We start from the raw sequence: 17345 nt of genomic DNA on the forward strand, positions 1-17345 counted from the left end.
GACGTCCTCCTAATTGGCCTTCGCTAGTAAATAAAGAAAGTACGGAACACTGATGACCGTAATGACGATTCCCGTCGGCACATCTCCCCCCAGGTTAACCGTGCGCGTAATCGTGTCAGCCAGCACCACGACTAATCCGCCGGTCAGGCTGGCAGCCGGAATGAGTAATTTGTGATCGGGCCCGACCAGTTTCCTTGCCATATGCGGAGCGATCAAGCCAACGAAGAAGAAGCTTCCGCCAACAGCCACACTGCCAGAGGATAAAGCAACAGCAGCGATCGACAACCCCAAAAACTGCCGCTTCACGGAAAGTCCCAGCCCTTCTGCCGTCTGATAGCCCAGATGGAGGGTGTTCAGCATCCGGGACTTGTAGAAAATATAACCGATTAAAATCAAGACCCATGGTGCCAGTACGGCAATATAGCGCCAATCAGCGCCCCACAAGCTCCCCGCCAGCCAATTTAGCATGAAGTCCATCTGCGAATCGTCCAGCTTGAGTGTCAGGAAGGTGGTCAGCGCCCCATACCCGCTTCCGAGTGCGACCCCGGTTAAGATCAGACCGATTGGCGAGAGGTTTCGCCCACGGTGATACGATAATAAGAAGATCAATCCCGCCGCCAGCAGGCCGCCAACAAAGGCCAGCAGCGGCAGGGCAATGAAGGAACTTTTTCCTGCCGATGCGATGAATACTACGAAGAACAGGACAAACAAACCCGATCCTGAACTAATCCCCAGTGTCCCCGGACTAGCCATGTCATTGCGCAGCAAACTCTGCATCACGACCCCAGCCGCACCCATTCCCAGACCTACCAAGATCGACAGTACGATTCGTGGCATCCGAAAATCGAACAGGATCAGATTTTGCTTACCGGTGCCGTTACCCAGGAGAACGTTCAGCACTTCCAGCGGTGAAAGATTCATCTTACCGGAATTCATGCTAATGACAGCAAACATAAGGATGAGCACCATAAGCACTACATTGACGAGGATACCCCGTTGCACCGTATAACGCTGCTTGATCATTCGAATTCCCTCCTTTGCCTGCGGGCCAGGAAGAGAAAGTACGGCACACCAATGATCGAAAAAATAATGCCAATCGGTGTTTCGAACGGCCTATTGATCAAACGGCCAGCCAGATCGGCCGATACGGTCAGCAACGCACCATATAGCGCAGCAGCCGGAATAATGTACCTGTAGTCGACACCGACCATGTATCGTACAATATGCGGGGTAATCAGACCCACAAAACCGATTGGGCCAACCACGACAACAGCCAATCCAGTCAGCACGAGCACGGTAATTGTCGACAGCCCCTTGACCAGTCCGCTGCGGATACCGAGTCCACTTGCCACATCATCCCCCAGACTAAGCAGTGTAACAGAAGGAGCCAGCGCCAACGCCAGCAGTACACCACCAACAAATAGAGGGGAGATAATCAGTAATTCCTCCCACTTGGCCCCGGCTGTACTGCCTGCGGTCCAGAATGCCAAGGCCCGGCCCAGGTTGTAATTGATCGCCAAATACTGACTGAGTGCTCCAAACAGCATGGAGATGGACAGCCCTGCCAGCACCAGCCGCTGAGGTGTCATCCCGCGCTTGCCCAGTGACGCGATGAAGTACGTGATCCCGGTCGCGAGCGCTGCTCCCAGACAAGCAAACAGCATCATCTGCCCATACGAATACCCCGGCAGAAAGGCCAGGCATAGCGCAATCGCGAATGCTGCCCCGGAGCTGATCCCCATCAGCCCGGAGTCGGCCAGCGGATTGCGGGTTGTCCCCTGCATGATCGCACCACAAACCGCAAGGCTACATCCGACGATCAGATCGGCTACGGTACGCGGAAGACGTAGGGTTTGAATAATTTGATGTTCAGTGAGCGTTGGATCAAATCGGAAAATAGCCTCCCATGCAGTCGCTAACCTCATGTCAGCGGCACCAAAGCTAATCGACGCCGCTGACATGAGAACCGTTAATCCAAGCCCTACCACCATGTACATGGTGAAGTTCACCAACCCGCGGCGATTTTGTTCAGGCTTGTTTTTCATCGTATTTCCAGATCCCCTTATTTAGCTAATGCCAGCAGTTGATTGACAATATGATCAATTAATGCACTGGAAGTCATTATATCCGTGGACCAAGATAGAGATGAACCTACCGTTACGATCCGATTATGCTGCACAGCGGGTAGTGATTTCCAAACCGCATGATCAGCAGGAACTTCTGTATCTCCTAAGGCGATCAAATAATCTCCCATGTAAGCGGGCAAGACCTCCATTGAGATCTGTCCCCAATATTTATCTGCATCAATAATATCAGTTTGAACCTTTGACGGTGCCTTCATTTGAAGCTGATTATACATAAGCTCGCCAACCGCATGCTTGGCTCCAGCGATGGAGTTCGTTTTATCACCGAATTCTCCCATCGTAATCGTCACTTCTGCAAGGCCGGCATTCTTAAGGGATAGCTTCGCTTCTTCGATTTTGTTAGCATAAGCACTCAAAACAGCCTCAGCCTCTTTCGGCTTATTCAGAACATTGCCAATAAAATGGATACGCTCTTCTGTAGTCATATCACCATAAGGGACATAAATGGTCGGGGCAATTTTGGATAAATCCTCATAATTCTCTTCGCCCCATGCTAATATGATCAGATCAGGCTCAAGAGTCATGACATCTTCCGGCTCCATCTTTATGTTAATTGAATCTTTAATCTCGGTAGAATACACCGCCTCTGTCTCGCCCTTTGTCGCTCTCGCCACACCATGAGGAGTGACACCCAAAGCTACCACATCACCAACCAGATAATCGACTACAACACGCTGAGGGTTGCTAGGCACCTCAACATCACCCTTTACTGTAGATATCGTTCTGGTCTGCGAGACTGCTTCTGAAGCCTTCGTCTCCTGTACTTCCGGTTGTGTCGTCTGCCCGGTCTCCGCAGACGGATTCACCGTTCCCCTATTATTCGCTGGCGTCCCCGACGTACATGCCGTCAGCAACAGCATCAGGCTCATCGCCGCCACAAAGATCATTTCTTTACTTCGTACTTGTCCAAACATGCTTGATTCCCCATCTCTATAAGACTTGACTAGACTCGCCAGTTCCCTCTCATTGTAATGAAGATGAGAATCATTATCAATACCATCAACCTGCATGGATGGTGCGTTTATTTTCCGGTAATCACTCGGCGTCATCTTGTAATACTTCTTAAACATCCGAAACAGGTTCTTCTCATCAGCAAATCCAGATCCTGTTGCTATCTCTTTAATGGTTGCCTCTGTATACTTCAAGTCATGACAGGCAGCTTCAATCCTCCTCTGAATGAGGTACTCCTGTAAGCTCATCCCTTCCTTCTTTTTGAACAACCGCGTTAATTGCCCGCCACTGATCCCAAACATAGCGGCAATATCCTGGAACATAATCGGCTCCCGGTAATGTTTATCTAGATATATTTTGGCAGAACTGGCTGGAAAGGGCTGGAGATAGCGAATCTCGCCCCCCTCAAAATCTCTGTACACCCTATGGATCAATTGATATAGAAAACTCTTGGCCTGAAGCTGATCCATCGCCTTGCCGCGGTTCCAGTCATTCAACATTTGTTGAAACCAATCGAGCAGCAAAATGGGATTACTTGGTGTATAACCAAACTGTTGAACAAATGGATTGACTTGCTCCAGTAATTGCAGCAGGTGCTTCTTGTGGAAAAGAGGGGATTCCGCTTTATAAAAGACCATAAAGGTCTTCACACTCTCCCTTTTAGGCCAAATACTGAGCAAGCTCCCCTTCCCGCCATGAACTAGACCGAAGCGTTCCATTCCAAATGTGGTTTCATTCAGTTGAATTTGCGCTTCCCCTCCACAGGCATAGATAAACATGCTGCTAGGCATTTTATACTGCTCCAAAGGGTAGGCGGACGCTATATTCTGAAAGCGTACATCTATTAATGTAATGATTGAACGTGTCCAAATGCGGGCCATCGTATCGATCATCTCTGATGTAAATATCTGTCTAGCTTCTGCTTCTTCTTGCATCAATCCGCGCTCCCTCATCTCACTTTTCCCAATTTATATACCGATCCTAAAATGATTTTGATTATCATTATCATAATACTCAAGGTAAGTATATCATCATTAAGTGACATTGGGGGAGCAGACAACGGACGTTATGCTTTGGATTCCAAAGCATCTCAGGTAGCTCTGGCGAATTGTCACAAAAGAAATATCCATTTTGTCTACAAATATCCAAATGTTTAAATTGATCGTAATTTGTATTACTGGTAATGTTTGGAGAGAAAGGAGGACATTCTGTTTGATTTTTGTAAGCGCTTAACTAAATAATGAATGAAATGAAGGAGGATTACTCGAATGCAAGTGAATGAATGGAAAAGAGCTAAAACACCCTTTATTCTGTTTCTGTCCCTTCTGTTGATTGTCCTGTCCTATGGAGGATCTGGCTCCAGGAGCTATGCCGCTCCGCTCAGTCTCCTTAACGGGATTCAGTTCAAGGATACTTCAGGCAATCCGGTTAATGCGCATGGCGGTGGAATGATCAAGTCTGGCAGCTATTATTATTGGGTTGGGGAGAACCGGGATGGAACGAACTATGTATCACTTTACCGTTCAACAGACCTGAAGAACTGGGAATTCCGCGCGAATATACTATCCAAGAGCAGCGCCTCAGAGCTTGCAACCGCCAATATCGAACGCCCCAAGCTTCTTTATAATGCGGCAACCGGAAAATATGTGCTATGGGCGCATAAAGAAAACGGGGTAGATTACGGAGAAGCAAAAGTCGCTGTTGCCTCAGCCTCCAATATCGAAGGTCCGTATACGTATCAAGGCAGCTTCAGGCCTCTTGAATACGATTCCCGTGATATGACGGTATATAACGATAACGGCACCGCTTATCTGATATCAGCCACAAGGGTGAATGCCGATCTTAACATTTATCGTCTGACACCGGATTTTCTGGGCGTGGAATCACTGGTCCAGACCCTGTGGGCAGGCTCATACCGTGAAGCTCCTGCTATGTTCAAGCGGGGCTCTACCTACTTCCTGATCACTTCCGGCGCAACAGGCTGGACTCCTAACCAGCAGAAATACGCAACCGCTTCCAGCATAAGCGGAACCTGGAGCGCCCTCTCCAATGTCGGAGATTCACGCGCTTCCGAGTCACAAGCCGCCTATATCATTCCTGTTGAGGGTAGCTCATCCACGTCCTATCTATATATGGGTGACCGCTGGGCCGGAGCCTGGGAGCGTCCCGCCAATGAATCCAAATACGTATGGCTGCCGTTGACATTCCCTTCATCGACCACCCTCTCCATGTCATGGTACCCGCAGCTTAACATCGACAGTGCAGCAGGAACGGTCGCAGGAACTCCATTCACGGTAGACAGCAGCCTCACGTATGAGCTGATTAACCGCAAAAGCGAAAAGGCTTTGAACATTAGAGCGAGTGCAACAGCAAATGGTGCAGATGCCGAACAATGGACCGATACTAACTTACCGAGTGAACGTTGGACGCTGATCGACGCTGGCGACGGGTACTATAAGCTTAAGAATACCAACAGCGGATTGATTCTTGGCCCTGAGAATGGCACTACGACCGATGGAACAGTCATCGAACAGTGGTCAGACGGGGGTTGGACCAGCCAGCATTGGCAGCTGATAGATGCGGGCGGCGGCTTCTTCAAGCTGAAGAACCGCGCTACCGGCAAATTGATTGACGTCTCCTCCGGCGCACTCACCGACGGTGCCAATGTGATTCAATGGAGTGACAACAACGGCTTGAATCAACAATGGCAAATCGTCGTGGCCAATTAATAAATGGTACTGCTTCCTTCTCCAGCGTTGTGGTCACTATGATTGATCGCGTAGTAGCGTTCACGGAGCGTCCATTCAAGTCCACACGTTGATCTTTCTCAAAAAAAGGAGGCGTCACAGAAGCCATTACATGGCTTTTGGGACAGCCTCTTCTTTTGGAAAAGCCTTCTGTGGACTCGCTGTTACTGCTTTATCTTTTTGCTCTGCTCCAGAAATTTCTGTTTGCGCCCAGAGATCAGGCTGGCGGCTAACCCAAAGCCGTAGACTACCGCTCCGAATCCATAAGCTACACCGTAGCCACCGAGATGATCAATCATCCACCCTGTCATTCCCGGACCCAGCATTTGACCTACCGCATAGAATATTGAGATAAAACCGATGGCAGTTGGAACATACCGGGGATTGACTTGTTTCGCAGCCTTCAGCTGAATTAATGTAACCAGACCACCGATACTGGAGCCCCAAAGTACTGATGATAAGACGAACCCCGGAATACTGTGATTCAGAAGCGGGATGATATCCCCTGCCGCCGCGCAAGCCCAAACCAGTATAAACATCCGGTTTACACCAAATCGGTCGGACAGACTGCCCCAGACAGGGCCGCCTGCAATGCTGAAGATGCCAGCTATGGCGTACACCAGACCGGCAGCGCGGTCCGAAATCCCTTCAGCCAGCATGAAACCAGATTGATATAGATTGGGGACAAGATATGCTATACCCACTAGAAAATAGAGTACAGCCACCTGCATCAATGCTTTATTTTTTAACCACTTCGGTTTGTCTGTCTCCTTCACGCTCCCTACAATCTCGGGGTTTCTCAGGATCAATAAAGCCGCGATCAGCACAACAAGTGAGATGATACCGAACCCTAACCAGACCGCACGCCAGCCTAGAACGGGGAATTGAGCGATTAGTAAGGGTACTAAAAATCCGCTTAACAGCATCCCGATACCTGCACCACTTAGCAACATCCCGAGGACGATTCCCTTCTTGTCCGGGAACTGGCCCAGCATGAGGGACATGAGCGGAGTGAATACCAGTGCACTGCCCCCTCCGGCCAGGAACATGAACAGAGCCACCCAAATGAACGAATATGATCCGGAAAGGCCAAACATGCTGATGACAACAGCACCGCCTCCTGCCATAAGAACAGCTTTGCTACCCCAGCGGACAGCGAGTATACCCGATAACCCGACCGAAGCCAGGTAGCCTAGAAACATGAACGTGCCAAGCATCCCTCCCTGTGAAATTGACAATCCGAGTCCGGCCTGCATATAAGGCAACACTAGCCCATAGGCCATTCGCGCAAACCCTGTCGTGGTCACAATCATCAACATCCCGGTCAGTACAAACGGCCAGAAAGATGGGAGAGGGGCTGAATTGAAATTGGAATCAGAACTGTATTTCGAGCGCACCTAGGCACTCTCCCTTCTGTGAAAATATGAAAATAATTATTACTATAGTAAGGTTTTTCTGACGGCACCCTCTACCCCAAGGTGGATTAAAATCCCCGTTTCACGGAATCCATGAGATTCTCTGTAATTTAACCATCCGATTTCATGAAAAAGCCCTTCAGTAGGTTCTGAAGGGCTTTTTCTGTACCTGGCAAGTTCAGTTGCTTGTGAAGAGAGAGAGTTAACCGGTAAATTGACAGTCCGTTCTAAATAAAAGTCTGTCATTACCATATTATATCCGGGAAGAATTTTCACGTAGTAATGCGCTGGGATTTACTCCGAATTTCTTGCGGAACGCCTCGGCAAAATGGCTTGGATTCGAGTAGCCCACTGCGCAAGACACTTCAGTGACGTTGGACTTGCCGGCTTGAAGTAGCTTTAAAGCCTGCTCCATCCTCTTCTCTCGCAGGTATCCAAAGATGGTGTTGCCATACATTTCCTTGAAGCCCACCTTGAGCTTGTAATCATTCAAACCGACCATACGCGACAGCTGCAACAATGATGGAGGATTATCCATCTGCTCCAGGATTATTCGGCGCGCTTCGCCAACGCGCAACTGGGTCTCTTGGGTAAGCCCTATCCGTTCCTCTTTTCCTTCAAGAAAAGTGCGGAGCGCCAGTTCCAGGAGTTCTAACACCGTATACTCCAGCTCAATATTATTCATCGTTCCATCTCTTAGGCTTGCTGCAATGTGATGAAGCGAAGCACTGGCGGAGGCTGGCGGCTTCTCCTGAAGCAACCGATACGACTTTCCTCCAAGAAGGCTGTTAAAATCAGCCTTTTGCACTCCCCCGATGGAGGTCATAAAATGATGAAACACGCCGACAGACATCCCGATTCCCAACATTCGAAAGGATTGTGCTTGGCCTAGCTCCAATCTCGCTTCCGGGGTATTAATCAGTTGCAAACTCCAATTGGCAGGCATGAACTCCTCACGAGCGCCAGGTACACTTATCTCCCTGCTACCCTCATAACAATACCCAAACTCTACCATTGGCGCGAGTGAATCTAGGCGTATATCATGGTTATGGTTCAGCTTATAGTCTGACATAACCATCTCCAACTCAGAGCGTGGGTACAACCGAAGAACCTGTCCTATTCCAGTCGTAGGATGGAGCATATAGCTTGAACTTCCGGCTTGATGACCTCCTTCAAGCTTGTCAAAGAAATGATTGAAATTATATTGAATCGAATTGTTCATAATTAAGCACTCCATGTGTTCTCTATATGATAATCATTCTCATTGTAATGAATAATTATCATTTTGTCGAACGTTGAGGAGTTACTGGAATCTCTACTTTCCTTTGGCATCATGGACCGTCCGGGTAGCAATGCTTATTGACGTACTACTGCGTTAAGCTGCACAAGCAGCATGGACAACGTCTCTTCCGTAAGTTCTCCACCTGTAAACGGAATTAATGCCCTCAGAGGCATATACTTCATTGAGGCCTGTATCATCTCCCTAGAAATGGCGTCAGAGGATGCACTTTCGGCACTCTGTGGAGCCAATCCTTGAAGTTGGTCCAAGACTGCTAACGTCTTCGGATTCGAAAGCAATTCACCAAGGGCAGTATTCCGGTCATATGTCGGCACGATCTCCTCTGAAGTGGATACCACATGGAGCTTCGTCTGCAACGAGATGTCCCGCGAAGAGGAGCCTATTAGAATATCGAATTCTCCGCTCTCCACATGCCACGCTGTACGTTCAACACTGTAGTAGGCAAAACTGCGCTTGTCCAAGGTAAACGAAACGGTTGTTTCTTCTCCCGGTTCAAGAGCTACTTTGGCGAAGCCTTTAAGCTCTTTCTCAGGGCGGCTAACCTCAGACTCACAGTCATGAACGTACAACTGCACCACTTCCTTGCCAAAGATAGAACCCGTGTTTTTCACATTTATGGTGACGGTGAGCGTTTCGGTATCCTTAATTTCCGTCTGGCTCACTGTTAAGCCGGAGTATGCAAACCGGGTATAGCTTAAGCCGTAACCGAAAGGAAATAAAGGTTCAATATCCTTCATGTCATAATAGCGATAACCGACATACACCCCTTCCCGGTATTCGACACGGTCTCCATCGCCAGGGAAGAATAAATAGGACGGATTATGCTTCAATGATTGCGGGAAGGTCTCCGCCAGTTTGCCGCTCGGGTTGACATCTCCAAACAGCAGGTCAGCGATGGCTCCACCAGCTCCCTGACCACCCAAATAACCTTCCAGAACAGCCTTCACCTCACCCAACCACGGCATGAGAATAGGTGCTCCGTTGCATAGAACCACCACCACGTTAGGCTGAACTGCAGCAATGGCAGAAATAATCTCCTGCTGATTGACCGGTATATCCAAATGCGAACGGTCATATCCCTCTGATTCATAGCGGTCTGGCAAACCTACTACTAGTACGGCCACATCTGCAGCTTCTGCAGCCTTCACTGCTTCATCCAGCATAGACGGGTTCGTATCATCTGAGCCCTGATCGTAACCCTGCTTAAAAGAGATCGAAGCTTCAGACCCTGCGGATATCGAAATTTGTTCATAAATACTGTCCAACTGTGTCGGTCTGATATGAGAGCTGCCGCCACCTTGATATCTCACCTTCGTAGCCAGATCACCGATAACCGCAATCCGGCTACTTTTTCTCAACGGGAGAACTTGATCCTCATTCTTGAGCAAGACCATTGATTCTCCCGCAACCCTTCTCGCCAGCTTATGATGGGCTGTCCGATCATAACTAGTACCCTCACGCCTGGAATCGGCTGCTTTAAAGATGACATTCAAGAGCCTTTCCACAGCCAGATCAAGCTTCTCTTCTGATAATTCTCCTTGATTTACAGCTTTTATAATTTGCTTAGGTCCTTCGCCGTTAGAAGAAGGCATCTCCAGCTCCATACCGGCTACAACACTTGGCACAATTTCACTAACCGCAGCCCAATCGGAGACCACGATGCCTTCATGTCCCCATTCTTCTTTCAGAATCGTGGTCAGCAAGGTTTCATTTTGGGAGGCATACGTTCCGTTGACCTTGTTATAAGAGGACATCACCGTCCAGGGCTGAGATTGCTTTACCGCCTTTTCAAAACCGGTCAGATAAATTTCTCTTAATGTACGATCGTCGACAATGGCATCTGTTGTCATCCGCCGATGCTCCTGATTATTGACGGCAAAATGCTTCAGGGATGTGCCTACTCCCTGGCCTTGCACTCCTGCAATGTGTGCTGCAGCCAGTTCTCCCGTCAGGTAAGGGTCCTCCGAGAAATATTCGAAATTACGTCCGCAGAGTGGGGAACGCTTGATATTGACGGCAGGTCCAAGGACGACCGCTATATCTTCAGCCTGTGCTTCCTTGCCGATGGCTTCACCTACACTCTGTACCAGATCACGATTCCAGGAGCTCGCCAGACCAGCAGCGGAAGGGAAGCAGGTAGACGGCACACTCTCATTAAGTCCCAGATGATCCGGTTCTCCCGCCTGCTTGCGGAGACCATGCGGACCGTCGGTTAATGTAATAGATGGAATGCCCAATCGGTCTACGGCTTTTGTTGACCAGAAGTTGGACCCGGAGCACAGCTCCGCTTTTTCGGTTAAGGTCATGTTACTTACTATCTTTCGAATATCACGTTCCACTAGTCTCTTCACTCCTCAATAGTTAGTTAGGATTTTGTCCGGAATATATGATGGATTTGCTGATAATTTTGGCATTTAATTAATTTCTGAACCAGATTAGCATCATCCACTACTCGAACGAGAAGATCATACATAGTAGTCAAATCACCTGCCTCGCCATCTTTTGCGATACACAGCAAACAGATGAATTGTACAGGCTTTGATCCCCAGTTTACTGGCTTTTGCAGTGTACAGATTGCCCAAAAAGTATGTTCAGTTTGAGGTAAAATAGGATGTGGGATAGCTACGCTATTCCCAAATGAAGTTGGTGTCACCTCTTCTCTCTGCACAACAAGATCATAAAAATCCGGTCCAACCAGCCCCTTGAGCTGTAACTGATCACAAAGGAAATGTAAAACCTCTTCGCGGGAATTGAAATCACAGGATATAAATGTTAAATCTTCCTGTAGATACTCCATATCGTTGTCAGAAACACCTGTAATAGCCTGTTCAATCCTCATTAAATCACTATTTCCAAGCAGTGAATTAACAATAATGACCGGAACAGAGATATCAAGAGCTATGGGAACCGTACTGATAATCAAATCAATGTTATCCAGATCCGTGTGAGCCAGCTTATAATATCCGACCGTGTCGACAATATCCAGCCGAACTCCAAATTGAATACGCAATTTATGAAATAATAATCTGGCACTGCCCACACCAGAACTACACACGATGATACAGCGCTTCGGTGGATAAGATTCCCTCCTGCGTTCCATAGCCGCTCCAATGTGCAATGCCAGGTAACCGATCTCATTCTCAGAAACATGACGCCCCATCTTCTGTTGAATAACCATTCCAGCGATTACTCCACCTTGAAATGCTAATGGGTAGGTCGATTGGATGGATTCCAGCATTGGATTACGCAAGCTCATTCCATAGCGAATTCTATTAAGAGCAGGCCGAAGGTGTAGACACAGACTCTTCAGCAGTTCTGGATCACCGCTTATGCCAAGCTTAAGCTTGGACTCGATAGCCTTCATAATATCCATTGCATATTGATAGGTATCTTTATCCACCCAACGAGTAATCTCCCGTTCATCCGTTCCCACTGCGGATAACAGTTTGGTACCAAGCAGATGCATTGTGATATACGTTATCTCAGTCTCTGGAAATTTTAGAGACAATAACTTTTCAATGTCAGTAACGATGGTTCTGGCAGCCTCGTATTCCTGCTTTTGTTCCATGAAATGATGCTCACCCGGTAATTCAATGATATTATGATCATTTTTAATCCGTTGACAAGCAATGGCAATATGAATAATCAGGTTGTTGAGTCCGGTGTCCGACAATTCCACACCGTAGTTCTGTACGTGCTTTGTGACCGAAGATCGAATGACGGTAAGATCATGTTCTAGAAATGAGAACAAATTAACGTACATAGAATCGGAATGACTGTTCTCGCGGTCAAATAAAAGTTCAGACATTCCAAACCTTATTTTCATTTCATCACCGCGTATTCTTAGCCCGTGATGAGGTTTTGCTTCAACCGTAATATGATAAAGTTCAAGCTTCCTTTTAACCTCCTTGAGGTCATTCTGCAAGGTGGATTTGCTAACATACATCATATCTGCCAATTCTTCCGAGCGAATGTACCCATTAGCAGTAAACATCAGATGTATAATTTTGTTAACTCTGTTATCTGGATTTGCATAATTAACGGGCTTCTCATCCCGAAGTTGACCTGCCAACCATTCGCGAAACAGCGAATCATCTTGAATTCGGAGCTGATACCCTATCCCGTGGACTGGCTCAACCTCTGCGCCATGTTGTTTCAAAATACGGTTTAGGGAATGGATATCGCTCCGGGTAGTCCTGGAAGTAACATTATTTCTTTCCGCTAAAAACTTAGCATTAAGCGGAGCATCCGCAGCTAGCAGTAGTCGGAGGATCGTCGTTTGCCGTGCATCCATAACTATCCCTCCTTGCAACATATTATCTTGCCTCACTCTTCCCTTAGCCTACCCCGGTTTTACAATTATCGGACTGGGCGGCATTGTAAAAAAGTAGTGGATCTCTCCTAACTAGAGGCCCACTACTTGATTAAACAATTAAAGTATTTCTCCATTGGATTCAATCACTTGTTTATACCACTCGAAGCTTTTCTTTTTAAATCTCGCCATTGTACCTTGTCCTTGATTATCTTTGTCCACATAGATAAATCCATAACGTTTCTTCATTTCACCCGATGAGGCACTTACAAGATCGATAGGTCCCCATGTCGTATATCCAAGCAGTTCAACTCCATCTGCGATGGCTTCTCTCATTTCCACAATATGCTTGCGTAAATAATCAATTCTATAATCGTCGTTGATTACATTACCTTCTTCTACTTCATCTACTGCACCCAAGCCATTTTCAACAATGAACAGCGGCTTTTGGTAACGGTCATATAAGGTGTTCATTAAAATTCTCAGGCCCTTTGGATCGACCTGCCATCCCCAATCCGAAGATTCCAAATAAGGGTTTTTAACAGCTTGGAGTACGAGATTACCATCAGCTCGATCCAAATCTTCCTTAGATGTGGTAATGACCAAGCTCATATAATAACTGAAGCCGATGAAGTCAACGGTTCCTTCCGACAGTATGCCTAAATCATCCGATTCCATTCTAAGGCTCACATTATTTTCTTTATACGTACGATTCATGTAACTCGGATAATATCCTCTGGCTTGAACGTCACTGTAGAACAGTGAAGCTCTATCGAATTTCATGGATTCAAAGACATCGTCGGGATTGCAGGTGTAGGGATAAGACACCATTCCTGCCAACATGCCTCCGATTTTAGCATCAGGAATAATTTCATGACAAGCCTTAACCGCAAGCGCGCTGGCAACCAGCTGATGATGCGCGGCCTGTGCCTTAGTCTGTTCCTTATGCTCCCCTTCTGCATAAATGATTCCTGCACCGGCAAAAGGAGCATGTGCTATTACATTGATTTCGTTGAAGGTGATCCAATACTTCACCTTTTTTCCATACCTTCTGAATAAGACTTTGGCATACTTTTCGTAGTAGCCTATAATTGCCCTGTCTCTCCAGCCTCCATATTTGTCAACCAAGCTGAGCGGCATCTCATAATGTGAAATGGTTACAATCGGTTCAATGTTGTACTTTAAGATTTCATCAAATACATCATCATAAAACTTCAGGCCTTCCTCATTAGGCTCGCTCTCATCACCGTTCGGGAAAATTCTTGACCAGGCTACTGACATTCGGAAGCACTTAAAGCCCATCTCAGCAAACAAGGCAATATCCTCTTTATATCGGTGATAGAAATCAATAGCTTCATGATAGGGATATATGTTTCCTTCAACAACGGACAGTTTTTCCGGAATTTTGCCCATAATACCATTCTCCAGGACATCTGCTGTCGACAAGCCTTTCCCGCCTATATTATAGGCACCTTCCGTCTGATTGGCCGATATTGCTCCTCCCCAGAGAAAGTGTTCAGGAAATTTGTTTTTTTCGTTCATTGCAAACACCTCTAACTTCCATTTATTTCTTGTAATCTTCGATTAGCTTTAATGCAAAATCCAAAACCTTCTCACCGTTCATCATGCCATAATCCATAGTGGGGATTACCGCAACAGGTATTCCTACAGAATCACATAGCTTCTTAGAACTTGCTAATTTGAAGCCTATTTGCGGACCTAATAACGCTACGTCCATGTTCTCTAATTGTTTGGACATCTGGCCTTCCGACATCGCTTCAATATTAACTTCCAATCCTTTAGTCGCTGCCGCTGCTCTCATTTTGGTAACCAGCATGCTTGTTGACATCCCTGCCGAGCAAAATAACTTAATAGTTGTCATTAGAACTCTCCTTAATATTTGATAACAATATTGTCCAATAATCCCGAAGGCTGAATTTCTTCACCGTAAGAAAAGTAATCCCTAAGCTGCTTATCCAACGTATTCGTTACATCCACGCATATTGTATTCATTCCTGATTTAAGAATATTGTGGGCTTCAAAATGATAAGGTGGACAGATCCTGGTGCCAATAAATGTGCCGTTTATAGTGACATCAGCTACTTCAAACACTCTTCCCAAGTCCAGGATGGCTGCGTTAATATCTTGATCCAATTGGACTTCAGTTTCATATCTGAATGTTCCCGAGAATTTAGGCAAGTACTTGGTTAATGATAAATTCTCCAGCTGCTCCATGGTGAACGCTTCTCTAAAATCAGGATATTCCTGAGCATTTGCAATACTTACCTTATAGGGTGAGTCAACTACCTTCACTTTATGACCAATTATAACTTCTGTACCTACAATACTTGCATCAATCTCTCCCAACACATAGACAAATGATTCGTATGGAGACAATACAAGCGGGAAGCTCTTGCCGTCATACTCCACTTTGGTGATCTTATTATTAAGAACATCAAATTTGTATATGGGCTTATCCGATTCAATCTTAATTGAGGTCTGAATCATATTCAACGGATCCTCATTAAAGAACATTAAATACTCTCCGTCCTCATGGGCAAAAGAAGCAAATCTCAAATAGGGTTCGGAAGTTGCCACCTCAATATGGTGTAACTGATTGGCTTTCATGTAATGAGACAGCTCATCCAGTTTTACTACTTCCACATGAGACATTTGATTGAGTAAATCTGTATTGCTGCTATTAAATAGTTTGCTAGGCAATGCATCTATGCAGATAATTCTCAGATGAGAATTTGCGGAAGCAATAATGAATTGAGCCAATTCCTCACTGATACATTCACAATAAGGGAGGATTAAGCACTGGTACTCATAGCCATTCACATGCAGATAGTTATCTAATACGGTAAGAAAGCTATCCTTGAATGTAAAGACATCATTAGGTAAAATATGAAAGTCAATCTGCTGCTGGGTCAGTACCCTTGCCGGTTTTTGCGTCAGCATGAAGTCTCCAGTCCATTCAGCCTCCGCATGATATAGAATGGCCGCAGTCGGTTTTCCTTTCGTTCCACTGAAGAGTGTGCTCATTTTATTGACATATTTCATTAAATCACCGAAATACCTGAATTGAGGATCATTTCCATTGGCATAGAAGTGTGGAGGGCAATCCATATCAGGAAATCCTTTCAGTGAGAAGGCATGTGGAACAAAATAACTCACTCCGCGGATTAAGAAATGATCCACGATCCACTTCATCATCTTCACGCCCTCGTACCAGCCGTAAGCGCCAAATACTTCTGCCATCGTTCTGCCTTTCTTCTTGGGATCAATTGCCCCTAGAGATGAGGCCATCTTCACTAAGGCATAATGGAAGAACTCGCTGTCCCACGTACCTCTGAATGTAGGATGTTCACCAGAATCCATTCCAGGAATCAGTTGATTCAGCACAACATCGACGCCCGCCATATCCTGCCCCGCCATCGCTCTGAACAGATGCCCGGCACCCACACCAAGTCTGGCATTGGAATCACGGTCTTCAATAACATGGCCCACATACTCAACATTGCGTTCCCTGCACCAATTCCCCAAGTTATCACTAAAGCACTCTTTGTACAGTGTGGTACAGATATCCATAAAGACATGTCTGACTTCAGGACTGCATGTTTCGTCATACCATAGAGAGGATAACTGCAGCAGGTAATCCTTACCCAATCTTAATTGCAACATTTCTTTAACCTGCCTGCTCCAGGGAAGCGGCATTAATTTACCAATCCTGCTGTCATTCCGTACTCCTTTTTCATTCATAAATCCAGGCTCATCCGAGAAGAATCCCGCAATTGTTCTCCCGAATTCTTCTTTATACCGTTGGTAGTGTGGCTCATATACCGCTTCAATTAATACATCGCAGGATTCTTTGTCCACCATATTAATATAATCCGGATTATAATCCACTTTCCTGGACTCATAGAGTAGATATACTTTCCATGAACCTGCGGGAATATTAAAGTAAATTATCTCATCATCGATTTGATCCTTCAGATCAATGATTTTATCGTCTTGCTTGGCGTAAACAGCGATTAATCGGGCAGTGGGATCGAATATATTGGCTGTCATAACCCCGATGCTATCCTTGGGTCCAAAGACTTCGACAACCCGGTGTGTCAAGAGTGTTTTTAGCCTGTCGGGATACTTCTCCTTAACCAGACCATTCGCATAGCCTGTCGGGAAGTGTGAGTCATCCAGTATCCAAATCTTCATATTCAACCGTTTGGCTTCTCTAATGATAATATCCAGATCAGCCCACCATCTGTCACCCATAAAATCCGGATGAGGTCTTGATTCCAGACACACCGCACCAATATGGCTGTCATGAATTTTTTGCATGTAATCCACTAGTACTTCTTCTGACTCTCCATGCATCCAAAAAAATGGGAAAATAAAATTTTCGAATTTATTAGCATAAATATCGCCTATTTTATTCATTTCCCCACCTCCCTCCACTTATCATCACTCACATGT

11 protein-coding genes are annotated in these 17345 nt (G+C 46.2%); 1 reads left to right on the plus strand and 10 read right to left on the minus strand.

What is annotated here, in order from left to right:
• Positions 1-9 precede the first annotated feature (9 nt).
• From NST69_RS22110 to NST69_RS22120, 3 genes are read right to left on the minus strand one after another with little or no spacing between them, the layout of a single operon-like run.
• Entirely contained in the window at positions 10-1023 is a 1014-nt protein-coding gene (locus NST69_RS22110) for an iron ABC transporter permease (protein ID WP_340752396.1), read from the minus strand.
• On the minus strand, positions 1020-2045 hold the full coding sequence (locus NST69_RS22115) for an iron ABC transporter permease (protein WP_342547129.1): 1026 nt from the start codon (positions 2043-2045) through the stop codon (positions 1020-1022). The genes NST69_RS22110 and NST69_RS22115 overlap by 4 nt, the downstream gene beginning before the upstream one ends.
• 17 nt (positions 2046-2062) lie before the next feature.
• Complete coding sequence (locus NST69_RS22120; protein WP_342547130.1) at positions 2063-4030, minus strand: AraC family transcriptional regulator; 1968 nt, start codon at positions 4028-4030, stop codon at positions 2063-2065.
• Between the two features lie 333 nt (positions 4031-4363).
• Here NST69_RS22120 and NST69_RS22125 point away from each other — a divergent pair, with 333 nt between their 5' ends.
• Entirely contained in the window at positions 4364-5824 is a 1461-nt protein-coding gene (locus NST69_RS22125) for an RICIN domain-containing protein (RefSeq protein ID WP_342547131.1), read from the plus strand.
• A 182-nt stretch (positions 5825-6006) separates the two neighbouring features.
• On the opposite strand, the gene NST69_RS22130 is transcribed toward NST69_RS22125, so the two are convergent.
• The 7 genes from NST69_RS22130 to NST69_RS22160 form a co-directional block, all read right to left on the minus strand.
• A complete protein-coding gene (locus tag NST69_RS22130; protein WP_342547132.1) occupies positions 6007-7239 on the minus strand; it encodes a YbfB/YjiJ family MFS transporter in 1233 nt (410 codons plus the stop codon).
• Positions 7240-7510: 271 nt separating this feature from the next.
• Positions 7511-8479, minus strand: coding sequence for an AraC family transcriptional regulator (locus NST69_RS22135; protein ID WP_342547133.1), 969 nt, complete (start codon positions 8477-8479; stop codon positions 7511-7513).
• 134 nt (positions 8480-8613) lie between these two features.
• On the minus strand, positions 8614-10896 hold the full coding sequence (locus tag NST69_RS22140) for a glycoside hydrolase family 3 C-terminal domain-containing protein (RefSeq protein ID WP_342547134.1): 2283 nt from the start codon (positions 10894-10896) through the stop codon (positions 8614-8616).
• A gap of 26 nt (positions 10897-10922) precedes the next feature.
• Positions 10923-12851 carry a BglG family transcription antiterminator gene (locus NST69_RS22145; RefSeq protein ID WP_342547135.1) on the minus strand — a complete coding sequence of 643 codons (1929 nt, stop codon included), beginning with the start codon at positions 12849-12851 and terminating at the stop codon, positions 10923-10925.
• Positions 12852-12989: 138 nt separating this feature from the next.
• Entirely contained in the window at positions 12990-14411 is a 1422-nt protein-coding gene (locus tag NST69_RS22150; protein ID WP_342547136.1) for a 6-phospho-beta-glucosidase, read from the minus strand.
• 22 nt (positions 14412-14433) lie between these two features.
• Complete coding sequence (locus tag NST69_RS22155; protein ID WP_076076075.1) at positions 14434-14751, minus strand: PTS sugar transporter subunit IIB; 318 nt, start codon at positions 14749-14751, stop codon at positions 14434-14436.
• A gap of 11 nt (positions 14752-14762) precedes the next feature.
• A complete protein-coding gene (locus tag NST69_RS22160) occupies positions 14763-17309 on the minus strand; it encodes a hypothetical protein (RefSeq protein WP_342547137.1) in 2547 nt (848 codons plus the stop codon).
• Between the last annotated feature and the right edge of the window lie 36 nt (positions 17310-17345).

Source organism: Paenibacillus sp. FSL P2-0089, from assembly GCF_038595095.1.
GTDB classification, from domain to species: Bacteria; Bacillota; Bacilli; order Paenibacillales; family Paenibacillaceae; genus Paenibacillus_AQ; species Paenibacillus_AQ silagei.